Annotated in this window: 9 protein-coding genes; 5 read left to right on the top strand and 4 right to left on the bottom strand. The window is 65.7% G+C overall.

From position 1 onward, the window contains the following. Positions 1-67: 67 nt before the first annotated feature. The 4 genes from ACYVOM_RS19690 to ACYVOM_RS19675 form a co-directional block, all read right to left on the bottom strand. The gene (locus ACYVOM_RS19690; RefSeq protein ID WP_460304875.1) at positions 68-1,054 is read right to left on the bottom strand and encodes a chymotrypsin family serine protease; all 987 of its coding nucleotides are present in this window, start codon (positions 1,052-1,054) and stop codon (positions 68-70) included. Positions 1,055-1,489: 435 nt separating this feature from the next. Then, positions 1,490-2,304, bottom strand: a protein-coding gene (locus tag ACYVOM_RS19685) for an IS5 family transposase (protein ID WP_460305318.1) whose coding sequence is annotated in 2 segments (ribosomal slippage) — positions 1,490-1,957 and positions 1,960-2,304 — 813 coding nt in all. Because the reading frame shifts where the segments join, the coding sequence is not laid out codon by codon here. Between the two features lie 387 nt (positions 2,305-2,691). Then, positions 2,692-5,697: a hypothetical protein gene (locus ACYVOM_RS19680; protein ID WP_460304874.1), complete on the bottom strand. Its 3,006-nt coding sequence runs from the start codon at positions 5,695-5,697 to the stop codon at positions 2,692-2,694. Next, the gene (locus tag ACYVOM_RS19675; RefSeq protein WP_460304873.1) at positions 5,694-11,000 is read right to left on the bottom strand and encodes a hypothetical protein; all 5,307 of its coding nucleotides are present in this window, start codon (positions 10,998-11,000) and stop codon (positions 5,694-5,696) included. Before ACYVOM_RS19675 ends, ACYVOM_RS19680 begins: the two co-directional genes overlap by 4 nt. A 464-nt stretch (positions 11,001-11,464) precedes the next feature. Here ACYVOM_RS19675 and ACYVOM_RS19670 point away from each other — a divergent pair, with 464 nt between their 5' ends. From ACYVOM_RS19670 to ACYVOM_RS19650, 5 genes are all read left to right on the top strand, one after another. Next, positions 11,465-11,839 carry a peptidoglycan-binding domain-containing protein gene (locus tag ACYVOM_RS19670; RefSeq protein ID WP_460304872.1) on the top strand — a complete coding sequence of 125 codons (375 nt, stop codon included), beginning with the start codon at positions 11,465-11,467 and terminating at the stop codon, positions 11,837-11,839. A gap of 26 nt (positions 11,840-11,865) precedes the next feature. Next, entirely contained in the window at positions 11,866-12,504 is a 639-nt protein-coding gene (locus tag ACYVOM_RS19665; RefSeq protein WP_460304871.1) for a hypothetical protein, read from the top strand. Positions 12,505-12,654: 150 nt separating this feature from the next. Further along, positions 12,655-13,758: an IS630 family transposase gene (locus ACYVOM_RS19660; protein ID WP_460304870.1), complete on the top strand. Its 1,104-nt coding sequence runs from the start codon at positions 12,655-12,657 to the stop codon at positions 13,756-13,758. 347 nt (positions 13,759-14,105) lie between these two features. Then, complete coding sequence (locus ACYVOM_RS19655) at positions 14,106-15,374, top strand: IS256 family transposase (protein WP_460305317.1); 1,269 nt, start codon at positions 14,106-14,108, stop codon at positions 15,372-15,374. 66 nt (positions 15,375-15,440) lie between these two features. Next, positions 15,441-15,638 (top strand): pentapeptide repeat-containing protein, encoded by a 198-nt coding sequence (locus tag ACYVOM_RS19650; protein ID WP_460305316.1) that lies wholly within the window; start codon positions 15,441-15,443, stop codon positions 15,636-15,638. The last annotated feature ends 788 nt before the right edge of the window (positions 15,639-16,426 follow it).

Below are 16,426 nucleotides of genomic sequence, written 5' to 3'. Positions count from 1 at the left end.
TGACTCAATGTGGTCGAGGACGTGAATGTTGAGTAATCAAACTTGATCGTTATAGACCGCCCGGCGGTCAGGTGGGGTCCCAGGCGAGGCTCACGTTGAGCCGTTGCTCCACGATGGTTATATCGCTCATAAAGGCTCGTACGCCGCCCTCCTGTCTGCCGGCCCACAGCAGGCCAACGGCGTTGTTCGTACCGGTTTGCAGGACGACCGAACCCGAGTCGCCGCCCCGGGCGAAGATCCCGTCCGGGCATTCACCCGGGATATAGGAGATCTCGAATTGGTTGACCATGTAGTACAGATGCCCGTCCGGTGGGTCGCCCCAATCCCATTTCATGAACAGCCCCATACCGACAATCTGGCCGCCGGTGGGGCCGGTCTGGGAGCCGCGTTTACGGACGAACATCCCCACCTTTGGCGCCAGCGTTTGAGTGACCGCGCCGAACCCGTCGGCGATCTCGTTAGAGAAGTCACGATCTGGCTGGGCAGCGGCTTCGTCTAGATCGAAAATGGCGGCGTCGACCTGCCTTCCCAGCAACAGCTTTCCGTTGGCTGGGGTCGGGATCGTCTGTTTCACTGGGGAGTCGAAGTCGATCACCTTACCCAGGCTGTCGTCCAGATTGGGGGTGGAACCGATGGGCATTGGCGGCGCGGTGGGCTGGAAGACCCGAAGTCCGATACCTCCGGAGACGTGATGGCAGGTCAGGCCCACGAGGGTGTTGTCGTCGTTGCGCATGACCACCGCCCCGAGTGTGCCGGCGTTCCGCGGGGCTTGTTCAATCTGCACCCCGCCCACGAGGGTGTCATGTCGCCCATCGTCTGGATCGAACAATGGTTCGATAGGGAACTCGACGATACACACGGGCAGATCGGCGATCTTTGTGGGCAGCTCAGGCACATCCGTGGCATCATCGACGTAAATCCGCACGGCCAGCTCGTCGTGGAACTCCTCGTTCTCCTCTCGCATACCCAGCCCCACGCCGTTGATACCTTCCACGGCGGTCAGATCGAGGGCTGGACCTTGAAGAGCAGCAATCAGCTCTTCCGTGATATCCATAGCGTTCCTCCTCAGACCAGGGGCAACGGGACCTCGTCCAGGTACGTGCGTTCGGTGAGTTCATGTCCCAGCGTCAACCATTCCCGCTGCGGACGGTGCTTATCCACGGACGATTCTACATCTCTCAGTAACTTCAACCCCGCAGGGCCGGCACCCACTCCGCGGCAGATGTTCTACCGAATAACGATCCCAACACCCTTATGTTGTGACGACTGGCTGGATCTTCTCGCCCTGAAGTGGAGTGGGAATGCGCCAGTTTTACCGATTAAAATTCCAAGAGAGTTAAATAAAACAAAACCAACTCCCCAAAATAGTCGTATTGAGTTAATTATGAAGCCAATTTTTGTCCGGCGTGATCACATCCTTCAAGAAGATCCTTACCGCACCTTCTGTCTGAGTAGACCTTGGCCTTGTAGTCCCATCTTAGAGCGTGTCTTATGTGGTGATACGGGTGGGTTTCTTGTAGCAGATGAGGGCTGCGGCGAGGGTGAGGAAGGCGGTGAATAGGTGGCCGTGGCGTTCGTGGCGGACGGCCAGGCGGCGGTAGCCGAGGATCCAGGCGAAGGTCCGCTCGACCTTCCAGCGGTGCCGGCCGAGCCGCTGGTTGGTTTCGATGCCCTTGCGGGCGATGCGCGGCACGATGCCCCGTCGGCGTAGCCAGGTGCGCAGTTCGGCGGCTTCGTAGGCTTTGTCGGCCCGGACCTTCTCGGGTCGGCGCCGGCGGGGCCCGCGGCGGGAGCGGACGGGCCCGATGGCCTCGATGAGCGGCTTGAATCCGTGAATGTCGTGGACGTTGGCGCCGGTGACGAGCACGGCAAGCGGCAGGCCTTGGCCGTCGCAGACGATGTGGAGTTTGCTGCCCTTCTTGCCCCGATCGACCGGATTGGGGCCGGTCAGCGTGCCCCCTTTTTCGCCCGCACCGCGGCGGCGTCCACGATCGCGCTGCTCCAGTCGACCTCCGCCCGAGACCCCAGCTCGTCCAGTACCGCCCGGTGGAAGGCCTGCCACAAGTCCTGCCGGGTCCAGAACACGAACCGGCGATGCACCGTAGCGGGCGAGACGCCGAACTCCGTCGGCAGATTCCGCCAGGCACAACCACTGGTCAACACGTACACGATCGCGGTGAACACCGCCCGGTCATCAGCAGGAGCCGTCCCACCACCCTGACGCCTGGCCGGATACTGCGGCACCAACGGCTCCACCATCTGCCACAGCCCATCGGGCACCAGACGCAAACCCAAAGTCGACATCAACACAGCAAGCGATCATCCCGGCAGATCACCCCAATATCCACGTAAGACACGCTCTTATTGTGGGCCATATCTACCGCGACTCTTAGCTCGTAGCAGAAGCCAGCCTCGGGATCGCGAATTGTCAACCAGTCAATCCCGAATGGGGACCACGGCTTCGTCGGCGGCCCACCGTGCCCACAACGGGTCGTGGTTGCCCATGGACAAACGGTAGAACGCCAGAGAGCGAGACTGTCGGCGTCCACGCCGGGCGCTGGTGCGAGACGTACCGGCGCGGGGCGCCGTTGTCGCACAGGAGCTGTTCACAGCGATCCGAGGGCACCCACAGGCCGCCTCCAACCAGCGTGGAAAAGGCTGTCATGGTTTCGTCCCTCCGCCCTGATCCCGTTACACGTGGGCCGCTTGACCACGACGACCGAGCGGGTCGACGAGCATCACGTCGTAGCGGGCCGCCGGTGGGGCTGGAGCTGGGTCGGTCCAGGCGAGCTCGGGGGTGAGAACGGTTAGCACCGCCCGGCGTCCGGTTTCGTCCGGTGTGGCCCGGTAGATTTCCAGGAGGTAGGGGTCTGCCGCCTGATGGGTGGTCGGCATGGTGGTGAAGGTGAGTGTGACCGAGCCGTCGGTGTTCTCGGTCCGGGTTGGGGTGGTGGGTGCTGCTGGGGGCTCCGGTGGGATGAGCAGGGATTCGGCAGCGAGTGACGGGGCGCTCCAGAGGCGTTTGCAGGGTGTTCCCGGCTCGCCCCACACTGGTTCGACTCCGCCGTCCGGCGGGAGCGCTGAGACGCCGTCGGGCAGGGCGGGCTCGTCCGGGTAACGGATTTCGGCGTACCAGCAGGAGCGGGCGAAGGGATGCAGGTCCGCAGCGGGCACGGGGACCGACGCGATCCATGATCCGTCCGGTCCGGGGGCCAGCTGTCCTTCGGCGTGGATTCCGGCGTACTGCGGATCGGTGCCGGGGCGGCAGCGGCGTACCCGGTATTGCGGCGGGCTGCCGGGCGAGGCTGCGAGGACCTCCGCGCGGAGGCCGTGTGCGCGGATGGTCAGGGTGAGCCCTGTGACCGGGTCGGTCGTCGCGTCGAGCAGCGGCGGTGGCGGTCGTTCGGTGGAGGGTACGGCGACGGGGACGAGCCCGCAGGTGTGGAAGGCGGCTTCGGCGCCGCCTTGGGTCGCTGGGACGATGCGCACGAACTGGACGTTGCGCAGCCCGCCGGGGATTCGCGTGGTGAAGGTGACGAAGCCGTCGTTGACGGTCCCGTCCGTCTCTCCGAGGAAGGTGAAGTGTCCCTTGCCGGTGAGCCACTCCCGCGCCTCGTAGATCGGTTGTGCCTGCTTGGCTCGGACGTGGGTGTTTATATCGGTCTTCTGGAGTTGCAGGGCTCCGGCGAGGCGCCGGGCGTCGCCGAGGTAGATCCGGTATCGCGCGGCGCCGGGCGCTGGTGGCCAGCGGAGCGCGAGTTCTGCCTTGCCTGTCGAGTCCGAGGGTCCGGTCCACACGAGCGCCTGAGCGGTGTGGAGCGCTCTGGGCGGCCGGGCGTCGAAGACGTGGCAGTCGGTATGGGACGTGTCCGACGGGGTCCCCGCCATGTCCTTGTAGAACGCGATGACCGGCACCGGACGCTGCTCGCCCACGGCGAAGGCCCGCGGCGCGGCCGCGAGCACGACGGTCTCTCCCGGAACGACCTTGCGGGGAGGTACCGGCAGCCCGTCGACGCTCACCTGGAGTTCGGCGATGGGAAGGCCTCCGGGAACGATGCCACTAGGGCCGGGGACGATGCAGCGCAGCTCCACGCCGCCGGGTACCCGGCTGCCGCTCGAGCCGTCGTCGGGCAGGGCACGGAAGGTCACCTCCAGGACCGGGGGCGGCGGTGCGGGCCGGGTGGGCAGCGGCAGGGTGAGGGTGGCGGGGCCGGACCACTGGCCGAACTCGTCGGCGTTCCAGACCCGCCAGGAGGCACCGGCCGGAACGGCGGGGACTGCGTCGTCCTCCAGGATCTTGGCGTTGCCGCTCACCACGCCGGGCACCAGCGGCAGGGCACGGCTGGGTAGGCCTTTGCCTGGTTCGGGCGCGAGGCGATGCAGGCAGACCGGCCCATCCGGCGCCGTCCGGGCGAAACCGATCATGCCCCGTGCGGGCCGTGCGCCGAGGGAGATCACCTGCCGCCAGGTGCCGTCGGGGTTCCAGCCTCCGGGCTGGAACGCCGCGAGGTCCAAGGGGCTGGGCGGGTCTGGTGGCGCTTCACCGGCGGCGACGGCGACGGCGAAGAGGTAGCGGGTGGGCACGTTCTTCATTGACCCCTGCATGTTGGGGCTGAACCGGTCGAGCGTGTCCATGTCATTGCCCAGCAGCTGGCCGAGCGTCAGCGGTGGCCGGTGCGGGATGACCGGTCGGCCGACGATGAGGTCCGGTTGGACCACCCAGCCCCCGGCGATGATCCAGATATTGGCCGGTGCGACGGGACCGGTGTCCTGATAAGGGATGACGGTGGCGAGGCCGAGATAACGCGCGATCTGCGGGTCGACGGCCATGGTCAGCAGCGACCCGGTCACCGGGGCGACCGCCTTCACCGGTTTGCCGGCAGGAGTTGTGCCCTCCTCGTGGACGAAGGAGGCGTGGACGGGGGCGATGCTCCGGTTCCCCCAGCCGCGCTCGAGCCACGGTGCGATGTACTCGGGAGCGATCGACTCGATGATCCGCCTCGTCTCCATGTCGGGGTCGGTGTCGTTCGGGAGCGCTCCACCTGGGTTGTCCGGCGGTGCCAGCCGCACCGGCGCGCCGAGCCGGACCCGTTCCTTGGCCGCGCCCATCGGGTCTCCCTGCCAGGGGTCATCCCACCACGGACCGGGGCCAAGTGGGAGGCCGAAGGTGAGGTCTGGCTCTCGCTCGAACACCTCATCGGGGACGACCGAGGGTCGGAAGATGCCGCGCACCGTGCTGATCGTCCCGGCTCCAGACGCCCGCAGCCCGAGCACTCCGGTGTGGCCGAACCGGTACGGATGGGCGCTGCGGGCGGCCACGACCTGAGGTCCGTCCCCGGTCTGGCCACCGCCCAGAAGTTCCAGGAGCAGCCCGCGGTCGGTCACGTCCGCTTCGAGCCAGACACAGGGATCGCTCGCAGGCACTCCGAACAGGAACCCCTCGGCGTACCCGCCGACCTTCTCCAAGTCGAACGGGATGCTGAGCGCATTGTTCTCGGCGTCCCGCCACCGGAGTTGCAGGTCCACGATCTCCCAGCCCGCGTCGATCCGCCACGCGGCGAAAGGATGCAGCGGGAACCCGATCAGCGGGCTGACCTGGACGCGCAGATGGAAGCCCGGCGTAGCCCACGGGCCGTCGGCGGCGGCGGCGAGAGCGCTCGCGCGGAACAGCGCGGGGGAGGCGATCGTGAATGTCATGGCATCTCCTCGGCAAAGGCGGGGACAGGTCCGACCGGGCACCGCAGGACCCCGTCGACCGGAACCGTCACGGTCTCCAGGGGGATGTCCTGAAGGGTGACCGCGAGCGTGAGCGGAGCCGCGGGAACGAAAGGGGCCCCTGTCAGGAAAAGCAGCCGGTCCCCCGACGTGGAGCGGAGCACCGTTTCGAAGGTCACGCCGCCGCACGACAGCCCGGTCAGGCGCATCCGGCCAGCGAAATTCTCGATGCCGAGGGTGTCAGGACGGTGCACCGGCTCAGGCGCCTCCAGCAGCACCCCGTGCAGCGCCCACGGCCCGCCCGCGTCCGTCCACAGCGCGACCGTCCGCGCGTTGCGGGCCGTGCCCAGGCGGCCGAGGCCGAGCCGGGAGAGCGCGGCTTCGACGGCTCCGTCGGACACCGAGTCCCCGGCCGTCACCGGGATCCGGTCGACCGGCAGGCCACCAGCCGTTCCGCCACCGGGGGAACCCGTAGGGACGAAGCCGAGATCGCCCAGCAGCGCCCCCGGGTTCGCGTACCGGGAGGTGCCGAAGACACCACCGCGGATCCTCGGGCCATCCTCAAGGAGGCCGCCCTTGCCGTCGAACATGGGGAAGTCCAGGGACAATTCGTAATCGCAGCGTGGCCGCAAGCGCGGGCGGCCACCGAGGTTTCCTCCCGGTCGAGGGAACGGACACGCCCCCGGCATACTCGCCTCTGCGGAGATCCGCAGGTCGGCGCGGGGCTGAAGGTTCGAGACGATGGCCTTGCACGTGATGGCCGGGAACTCCTGTACCTCGAACGGGTCGGGATTCCCCTTGGTCGGGTCGATGCGGCGCACCCGGACGACCGTGCCGTGGCGATAGACGTGGGCGAGGTCGACCACGTGGTCGACCAGGAGATGGACGCCGACCGCGTCGTCGAGGAACCAGTGGCCGGACTGGTCGGCAGGGCACCAGGACAAGACGTAGCGCTCCAGGTAGACCGGGTCGAAGGTGTCCTTCACCTGGAAAACGGAGGGAGCGGCGGTGTACAGCGAGTACTGCGTGAGAGCGGTGTCGTGGTCGGTGTTCTGCAGGTACTGTTTGCCGCCGCTGGGAGCAGGGCGGGGCATGTCCACGGTGCGGAACCAGTACGAGTCCTTCCGCGTGGCGGGCTTATCGCTCTTCTTCCCCTCACGCTGCCCCAGGGCGGACATGCCGACGTCGATGCGGTACACCCTGCCCGGGGTCAGCATCGGCCGGGCTGTGTACGTCGTCTTCTCGGTGAATTGCTCGCCTTGCTGCGCGGCGGCCTTGGTGGCGTTCTCTGCGGCCGCCAGCGCCGTCGCGGTGACGCCGCGGACACCGAGCACGTCGACGGCGACCGCGGCCACGTACCCGACGATGACGGCGGTGAAGGGGCCTCCTCCGCTCATCTCGTACTGCCAGATGACGGAGTCCCCCGCAGCGGGCCTTTCGCCCGTGAAGGGGAAGGGGACCGTGGATTCCTCTCCGACCACGTAGGCGGCCAGGACCTGCTGCGCGAGTCCCTCCATGACGGACGGCAAGCGCAGGGCGAGGCTTGGTTCGAACAGCGGCTCGGAGAAGGTGAGCAACACCCAAATGGGCTCGGAGGAGGGCTCGTCCGTCATCGCATGGCCCGCCGCCTGCAGCTTGAAGCGTTTCCAGTCGGTGTCACGTGCCAGGCCCGTCATATGCGGCAGGGCGAAAGCCCCGGCGAAGGCACGCCCGAATCCGCTGAGCGGCTCGCTGAACGCCACGGGCGCGCCGAACCGGACGGGGAACATGTAGGGGAGGAATCCCGCCGTCCTCTCGTCGAATGGCATCCCCCACCATTCCGCTGCGACCTCCACCGTGAAGGACGATGTGAAGGCGCTGGATGCGGGCTCCGGGGGGAGCACCCACGGGCCGCCCGGTGCGCGGCGGCCGGCACCGCCCAGCGCCCAGCCGGCCTCTGCGGTGTACTGAGCGTTGCACCGGTTCGTGAGCTCGGGAACGGGGTCGTGCGGGGAGCCGGCTGCGCCGTCGGTGAGCCTGCGGGTCCACATTGCCGGATGCCAGTTCAGGAGCGCGAGTTCCTGTGCCCCGTGCACACTGTGACGGCCCTCCCTGGGCACCTGCCAGGAGGCGTCGAAGGGGCCCCCCAAGGGGGTTTCGGCGCCGGTCTTCGGATCCACCTCGATGAGGTCGAGCGAATCCAGCGTGTAGGTGTAGCTGAGACGGTCGTTGCCGACGACTCCGTCACCGATGACCGCCTCTGCCCAGGCCAGCCGTGCGGCAAACGGCCCGGAGGCGAGACCGTTCGCCGGGCCGGAGGCGAACTGAAGGAGCGCGATGGCGTCGGGCCACACGGCCGACAGGTCCGCCAGCGGCGGACGCGACGGGGCGAGGACGGCGTCGCCGAGCTTGGTGTAGCTGTGGTCGGAGAGGGCCACCGATTTGAGCGGCCACTCCGTAGGGTCGGGGATCGTCTCCTTCTCGGGCTTCTCGCCGATCTCGATGGTGACCGAGCCCTTGAGACTGAAGAAGAAGAGGTCGACCTCGCCACTGACCTCAAAACGCGCCCACTTTTCGCCCAGGGACTCGGCGACGAGGAAATCGATGACGGCGCCCACGCCAATGGAGACCGGGCCGAGATGCAGCCTGCCGCAAAGATCGCCGTTTCCGCCAAGCGTGAGCGGGTTGGTACCGAGCGGCATCAAGGCTCTGGCACTCACCTTGGCGTAGATGGGCGGCACACCGAACTGGTTACTGAAGCCCGCGCCGAAACCGAGCGCGAAACCCCGTCCTGTGGAGAGTTCCGGCTTTCCGCCGAGCGCGGTGATGCCGTTGCCTTCAGCCATCATGAACGCCCAGGCCTCGATACCCAGCAGGTCCGGGAGAACCGTCGCCCTAATGGGACCAGGCCCTCGACCAGGCTGACCATCAGAGCCCAACCGGACATACCAGTCCTCGCCGACGCTGGGAAACGAAGCAGCGAAGGGCGCCTCGAACGTGAACAGGACCGGCACCGTATAGCCCGCCCGCGCCGCGATCATCACACCACTGTCACTGACGGTGAGCGCGCCGAGAAAGCTGCCACCTGCCTCAGACGACTCCAGCTTTTCGGTCATCTTGACCCGGTCGGCCAGCACGCGTCCTTGCAGGCTCGCCCTGACAGCGATGTCGGGCAGGGCGATGACCGCGACTCCCTTGGCGCTGAAGGTGAACCCCAGGTCCGGCAGAGTACCGATGGCGATCCCGAGGCCGAAGACGCTCCCGTCCGCGCATTCGTACCTCGCGGTGTCGAACGGATCTAGGTCGAGCTGGGCCTTGACCGGGTCCTTGCCTGGCTCCGGGAAGGGTAGCGCCGCGTTGACTCCGAAGATGCCTCCGAGCCCGTAGAGGCCGAGGCCGCTGTTCGCGAGGGGGATCGCCCCGGGCAGGTCGGCCGCCAGTGAGAAGACGAGCTTGCGCGGACCGTCGGGGCAATCCTTGTAGCTGAGGGAGGCTCGCGCGCCGACGTTCAGTGGCACGATCTCAGCGGCCAGCGCGAGGTCGAGCCCGGATTCGCCAAGGGACGCCTTGCCCCTGCCCTCGACCAGCCCGGGCATATCGATGGAGGCGTCAAGCCCCCGCAGTTCCGGATTGAGGGCGCCGCCGTCCACATCGAGCGTGACGCGGATCGTCGCGCCGCTGACCTTCACCGGGCCGAGGTCAAGCGCGAACCGCAGATCGATCTCGAACCACTGGGAGCCGTGGCCCGAGCGGCTGCCCAGCACGTCGAACAGGTCCGGCACCGACGTGGGAGAGTGGACCTGCCAGCCTCCGGGGTCCTCGACCTCGACGTCGGCCTCGCCGAAGGAGAGATGGAAACGGTCCATGCCGGACTGGCTGAAGTCGACGAGCAGCCGCACATTGCGATACCGCAGGCGCATTGGAACGCCGTCCGCCATCCCGATGTGCCCGAAGCCGAAATCGATCTTCGTGATCTGAACGTCGACGCTGTAGTCGACCCTCAAAGTCAGCTTGGTGCCTGCTGAGCCGAGGCCCGCGTCCAGCTCCACCGCGTGCACGACGGCCTGCCCGTCCTCTAGGAACGCGCTGATCCCGGACGCCGCGACGAGAAGCATGTGCAGGGTCGCTCCGAAACCGTCGTACTCAGTCTGGTCCGGCGTGGGCGGGTCGGCGTCAGCGATGAACGCGGTCGCGAGCGCCGCGGCGGTGACCACGACCTTGCCCGCGAGACCCTCGCCTTTCACCGCAAGCAGACCCTCGTCCCCACCGGCCTCGACGACGAGACCGAAGTCGAAGTCCCCGGTCCCGGGCTTGCGGGCGAACCGCCCGGTCACACGGAGCGGACGGCCGCCGAGAACCTCGATGGCACCGACCTTCTTGGGGCCGTCCACCGTCGTCGGGTTCCAGGTGGTCCGCACTTCGATCGATGTTGGGAGTGCCGAGCCGAGCGAGACGGCGCCCGGATCGTCCCAGATGACCGTGGCGTCGAAGGCAGGGCGGGATTGCGACGCGGGAACGCTGACCTCGGTCCTGCCATAGAGGCCGTTCGGAGTCCCGAGATAGAAGTCGACGGGGATCGGGCCCGCGCCGATCAGCGGAGTTGTCTCCGGCAAGAAGAGTTCCGCATCACGGATCGCGACCCCCTTCCAGCCCGGCGCCGTGACATGGGCGGGCGCCGTGGTGTGCGCAGGGGCCGGAACAGGCGCGTGCGTCTCCGAGGAATCGACGGTCAGCCCGCCGGAAAGGCGGATGCCGAAGCCCTGCCCGCCCAGCAGGAACGCGTCAGGAGCCGTGCCGACGGTCAGCACGCCTTGGTCTGCGGCGTCGAGCGCGACGATGCCCTGCCGCGCCGGGCTGTCGATGGACCCCTCGACCCGGATCGCCAGCGGATCCGCACCATTAAGGGTGAGGACGACGCGCCCGCCGCCGGGGATAGCGGTGAGGGCCCGCTTGCCTTGCGAGTCCGTCTTGACCGCCGCAGGCACACACGCCGAAGGAAGCTTCAGCAGCCCCGACGCCGGTTCGATGTCGAACTGAAACCCGGTCGGCGCGGCCTCCGGCCCGGTCAGCCGGAGCGTGAACGGGATCTCCGGCCCGAGCGGATCGATCTGCAACTGCGCGAACCCGCCCGCAGAGTCATCCCCCATCACCTGCACCCGCCCCGACACCGGCACGGTCACCGGCTTCGAGGGAAGATCGACATCCGGCGACAGATGACCGAGCAACTGCCTGATCTCCTCAGGAAAGACAATCCTGCCGAAACCGGGCAGCAGCTTTCCCAGAAAATCCAGCACGTTCATGGCCATCCGAACTCCCCATCGTCCTTCCCGATGGATCCCAGCGATCGCCAGGCGCAATCACCATTCATCCCATCGACCGACCACTTAGATCGACGAATACCCAAGCAACTTGCTGACAAAAATAGACCTAGCCAAAATATTATACAATTCATGGGCGACCCGGATATAGGGGAGGTGCCGGAGGGTGAGGGGGGTATCATCGAATACCCACAATGTATTCAATTAAAGCATGACCCAAGCGGATCAAGTCGGATAATAATTTTTTACTTTCACATTGGTATGGATTGGAGCCAGAGGAGGAACACCCTTGTGCAACGCCATCTTCGCGATAGCTTTAAATAGTAACAGGTCGCTCGAGGGTCCCGTTTCCATGCCAGAGAGGGAAAATCATACATTCGGCGGCGGGACATTGAGTCACGTAGCCTGGGCCAAAGTATTAAGTCTTTCGACAACTACTCCTAGGAGGCGCCGTGCCACTGCAGTCCCCGCTCTTCATGGACGACGCGCGCCTTAACGCGTGCCTCGTCCAGGACAGCGACCATGTGACGACAGGGTCGTCCGGCTCCCATGTCGCCAAGATCCAGCTCGCGTTGCTGATGACCGATGGACTCGCGATCGACCCCGCTGAGATCGACGCCCAGAACTATGGAGCTTCGACCGCAGCCGCAGTACTCGCCTTCAAGACGGCCCGAACCATCCTCGGGCCTGGGCAGGCCAGCCCCGACAACATCGTAGGGAAACGGACAGTGGCAGCGCTCGACGCCGAACTAGCGCAGAAACAGTCGACGATCGCGGAGACCGCCCCGTGGGACTACTGCGGGAGCAAGAACGAAGCCAACACCTGAGTCCACCCGGCTCCACGGAGGTCCTCATGTCGTCACGAGATGCAGCCATCGACGGGTTGCCGCGCGCCAGGTCTATCGTTACGCAGACCCGCGCCGTGCTCCGCGAGCTGATCGAATTCCGGGTCAAAAGCCTGCCGATTCCCCCCAAGGTGCTGCGTAACTTCGATAAGGTCTGGTTCCACTTCAAACAACCGGTTATGCCCATCGGCAGCACGTTCGATCTGTTCCCGGAGATCACTACTCTCCGGAGCTTTCTGGAATCGATCGACTCCATATACCGGGGCGCCGAAAACACACTCGCGGACGCGAACGCGAACGCGATTTTCCGCGACCCGCAGGTAGATTGGTTTGATTCGGACACGATTGCCTTCACCCTGCGGGGCGAGCGCTCCAAGCAGGAACCAAAGCCTGGACCATTGTGGCCCGACGGAATATTTTTCAAGCCGATATACGCAGGCCTCGGACCGTTTAAGCAGGCCGAGGTCTTGGTACATGAAGGCGCCCACTGGCAGAACAACCAGATCATTAAGGACCAGACCAGGCCCGGAACCTGGAGTTACCAGAACATGGACGCGAGCCTCGCGCTCTGCAACGCGTGGTCCTACTCCCAATTCGCTCTGGACTGCGCGTTCGGCCGGTCCATGCCGTTCGCCGCCGACGAATAGCGCACTGGGTCAGCGGTGCCGCTCGCAGGTCTTGAATGTCTCCAGTTTCGCCATGGCAACCTAGTGGCTCGTCCCTGAACGTTCCTGGGCTATTTGATCTAGGCGGGTAGGCCCGGCAGCCTTGTCCCAGGCTCGTTCTGGGAGGTGGTCGTGGCACGCAAACCCGAGGTGTTCGTGCGGGCGTTGTCGATGGAGGAAGGCCGGAAGCTCCAGGGCATCACCCGGCGGGCGAAGGATCCGGTGAAGCTGCGGCGGGCGATCGTGGTGCTGATGTCCGCCCAGCGCCAGTCGGCGTCGGCGATCCGGTCGTTGATGCAGGTCAGCGACGACTACGTGCGGACCGTCATCCATGCGTTCAATGGGCGGGGGTTCGACGCTTTGGACCCAAAATGGAGCGGGGGCCGTCCGCGGAGGATCGGTGAGTGGGTGCGTGAGCGCATCTGCCTGATCGCCCGGACGACCCCCGCCGAGTGGGGCATCACCGCGTTCTCGACCTGGAGCCTGGCCAAGCTCGCCGCCCACCTGGAGAACGTCGGCCTGGTCACCTCGCTCAGCCGCACGCATCTGGCGCAGATCCTGAAGACCGGCGGGGTGTCGTGGCAGACCACGACCACGTGGAAGAGCTCGAATGATCCGGACTTCATCGCCAAGATGCACGCAGTTCTCGCCCTCTACGACACCCTTCCCGAGGGCGGGCGGGTGATCTGCGTCGACGAGTTCGGCCCCCTCAACCTCCAGCCGCGCAAGGGCAAGACCTGGCGGCCGAGCGGGCACCCTGCCAGGCTGCGGGCCACGTTCAACCGCAACGACGGAGTCCGGCACATGCTCGGTGCACTCGACCTGGCCACCGGCAAGATCTACTACCGGATCCGGCACCGGAAGCGGTGGCGGGAGTTCCTGTCCTTCCTCAAGAGCCTGCGCGCACGATGGCCGGGCGAGCACCTGCACGTGATCTGCGACAACTACTCGCCGCACAAGCACCCCGAGGTCAGGGCATGGGCACATGACGTCGACCTGGTGTTCCTGCCGACCTACGGATCGTGGCTCAACTGGATCGAATCCGAATTCGCCGCCCCTGCGCTACTTCGCCCTCAACGGCACCGACCACCGCACCCAGGAAGAGCAGAACACCGCCATCGCCGCCTACATCCGCTGGCACAACCAGCACGCCCGGCCCAAGACCAGCTTCGCCGCCAGCTCCCCGATCCGCTCCTGGACCAGTTACCCCAGCAAGGTTGCGTGACGCGCCACTAGCCAGCTTCAGAATGCTGTCGACTGCACTGCGTGCACAGGCCTGGACAATCTCGCTGCTTCCTGGGAGCAGCTCCGGTAACGTGAGCAGGATTGCGGCGGAGTCCAGCATGTTCGCCACGCGCTCACTAGCGGGACCTAGCGCGCGCAGCGCGACGCGCAGTTCCACCGATAAACGCACCGCGCCGCCGTTGGCGGGCTCAGCCTCCATGGTCACGCCAGAACGCTACTGGTGCCGGCCAGACCGCGCAGGCCCGCGCGCAACAAGGGACTGTTCCGCGAAGGGTGTGACTCAGAGAATCTGAGGAGACACTGTGAGCGAGGATTCCCCCGAGATCGTGGAGGCCGGTCTGTCCGGTTCACGGCAGGACAAGCAGAAGAAGCAGGATGAGCAGCGGGCGCTGGTGGGCCGGCTGGTCGAGGCGGCGCAAGCCGAAGGCCGGGAGCTCGTCGGGCCCGGCGGGATGCTGGCCGGGCTGGTGAAGCTCGTGCTGGAGACCGCGTTGCAGGGCGAGATGGACGCCCATCTCGGCCGCGGCCACGGCGAGATCACCGACCCGGGCGAAACGGTCAACCACCGCAACGGAGCCCGGCCCAAAACGGTCGTCACCGACGTCGGACCGGTAGAAATCCAGGTGCCGCGGGACCGCGACGCCTCGTTCGAGCCGAAGATCGTCCGCAAGCGGCAGCGGCGTCTGGGCGGGGTCGACGACATGGTCCTGTCCCTTTCGGCCAAAGGCCTCACCCACGGAGAAATCTCCGCTCATCTCGCCGAGATCTATGGGACGGAAGTGTCGAAAGCGACCATCACGACGATCACCGACCGTGTTCTTGAAGGCATGACCGAATGGCAGAACCGGCCCCTCGACCCGGTTTACGCCGTTCTGTTCATCGACGCGATCCACGTGAAGATCCGGGACGGCAAAGTCGCGAACCGGCCCATCTACCTCGTCATCGGGGTCACCGCCGACGGATTCCGGGACATTCTCGGAATCTGGGCCGGCGACGGAGGCGAAGGCGCCAAATTCCGGGCGCACGTCCTGACCGAGTTGAAGAACCGCGGCGTCGGTGACGTGCTCATGGCCGTCTGCGACGGGCTGAAAGGCCTGCCCGAGGCGATCAACGGCACCTGGCCGCAGACCGTCGTGCAGGTCTGCATCGTTCACCTGCTGCGCAACACGTTCCGGTACGTGCCCCGCCAGCACTGGCCCAAGCTCGCCGAAGCCCTGCGGCCCGTCTACACCGCCCCGACCGAAGCCGCCGCACTCGAGCGCTGGTGCGAAGTCGCCGAAACCTGGGGCGGTCGCTACCCGGCAATCGTGCGTTTGTGGGACAACGCCTGGTCCGAATTCGTGCCGTTCCTCGCCTTCGACGTCGAAATCCGGAAGGTCATCTGCTCGACGAACGCCATCGAATCGGTCAACGCCCGAATCCGCAGGGCCGTCCGGGCGCGAGGGCACTTCCCCAACGAGCAAGCCGCACTCAAATGCGTCTATCTCGCCCTGATGAGCCTGGACCCGACCGGCACGGGCCAGGCCCGCTGGGGACGGCGCTGGAAAGCCGCCCTGGGCGCCTTCGACCTCGCCTTCGACGGCCGCCTCACCCGCAACCATCACTGAACAGCAACAACAACCTGTCCCACCATTCGCTAAACAGACCCGGGCGACGCTAACCTAAGCCGTGCCATTCTCGCCCGTGCTGTACTGGTCGATGCCAACCTAGGCGTCGCCTGTCTGGTCGAGGCGAACCTAGTTGAAGCGAACCTGGCCGGCGCTAACGTTTATTCCGCGAATCTATGCGGAGCAATTCTCACTGGAGTAATCGGGATTTCTGCTGACGGATTGCGAAGGTCTGCGGTAGTGAACACTGCGACACAATTCTAAACAGCGCTTCGCTGTCGGTGTCCCGGCGCACCTGTGCTGACGGCTGGCCGCAATTAAGGGGGATACCCAGCTACGAGGGGCGTCTCAATGGGGTTCGTCAAGCAGCGGTCGCTGGTCGAGGGGCTCGGTGGGATCTTCCTGCATGACGAGGTCGTAGTGGATGCTGTGGCGGCATCGCTGGTGGATGGCCCAGGTCGAGTTCGGCTTCTCTGCTGGCCACAATGGAGACCTGGCCGAGGTTGTGGGACGTTCTCTCAGGCGTCTTTATTGCTTACACTGTGTGACCGTTACGGTGGTTGGTCGCGAGAGGTGGGCGACAATAGCTGCGCAGCCGTCGCTGTCGCGCAGTAGTCTTCTCGTAAGATCATTTGTTAGAGCACGCGAGACCATAGCAGTGGTATGGACTCCACTGGGCAACAATTCCCATGCTTTCGACCTGCTGTTTCATGGATTCTCGTGTAGCCTAAAAAGGCCATGATCCATTTGGGCCGGCAGTAACGAAATCATGAAAATGATCATCTCCAGGGACCTCGGATTGTAGCCCTGACCAGTCCCTTCATAAAGTCGTTAGCACCAGGGATCCACCCGCTCGTAAGATCATTTGTTAGACGGAGGGGTCCGTGGCGCAACCCGTGGAGTCATGTGGAGGGCGCGGCCCTGTCTCGTAATCGGTGGTAGCTGTAGGTGATGGCCGTCTGTGTCGTCAGGCAGCGCGACAAGGCATCATTGAGCCTTTTTCATCCCTGGTTCGGGTGGGCTGATCACAGCATGGCCGCGGTTTCCGGTTC

Source organism: Actinocorallia aurea (assembly GCF_054783995.1).
The sequence above is the reverse complement of the archived record's forward strand: the minus strand, read 5'-3'. Positions and strand labels throughout refer to the sequence as shown.

What these genes read in the sequence shown, in the direction of transcription:
- ACYVOM_RS19680 (WP_460304874.1), bottom strand. Translation starts at nt 5,697, where the DNA reads ATGACATTCACGATCGCCTCCCCCGCGCTGTTCCGCGCGAGCGCTCTC.
- ACYVOM_RS19690 (WP_460304875.1), bottom strand. Translation starts at nt 1,054, where the DNA reads ATGGATATCACGGAAGAGCTGATTGCTGCTCTTCAAGGTCCAGCCCTC.
- ACYVOM_RS19665 (WP_460304871.1), top strand. Translation starts at nt 11,866, where the DNA reads ATGTCGTCACGAGATGCAGCCATCGACGGGTTGCCGCGCGCCAGGTCT.
- ACYVOM_RS19675 (WP_460304873.1), bottom strand. Translation starts at nt 11,000, where the DNA reads ATGGCCATGAACGTGCTGGATTTTCTGGGAAAGCTGCTGCCCGGTTTC.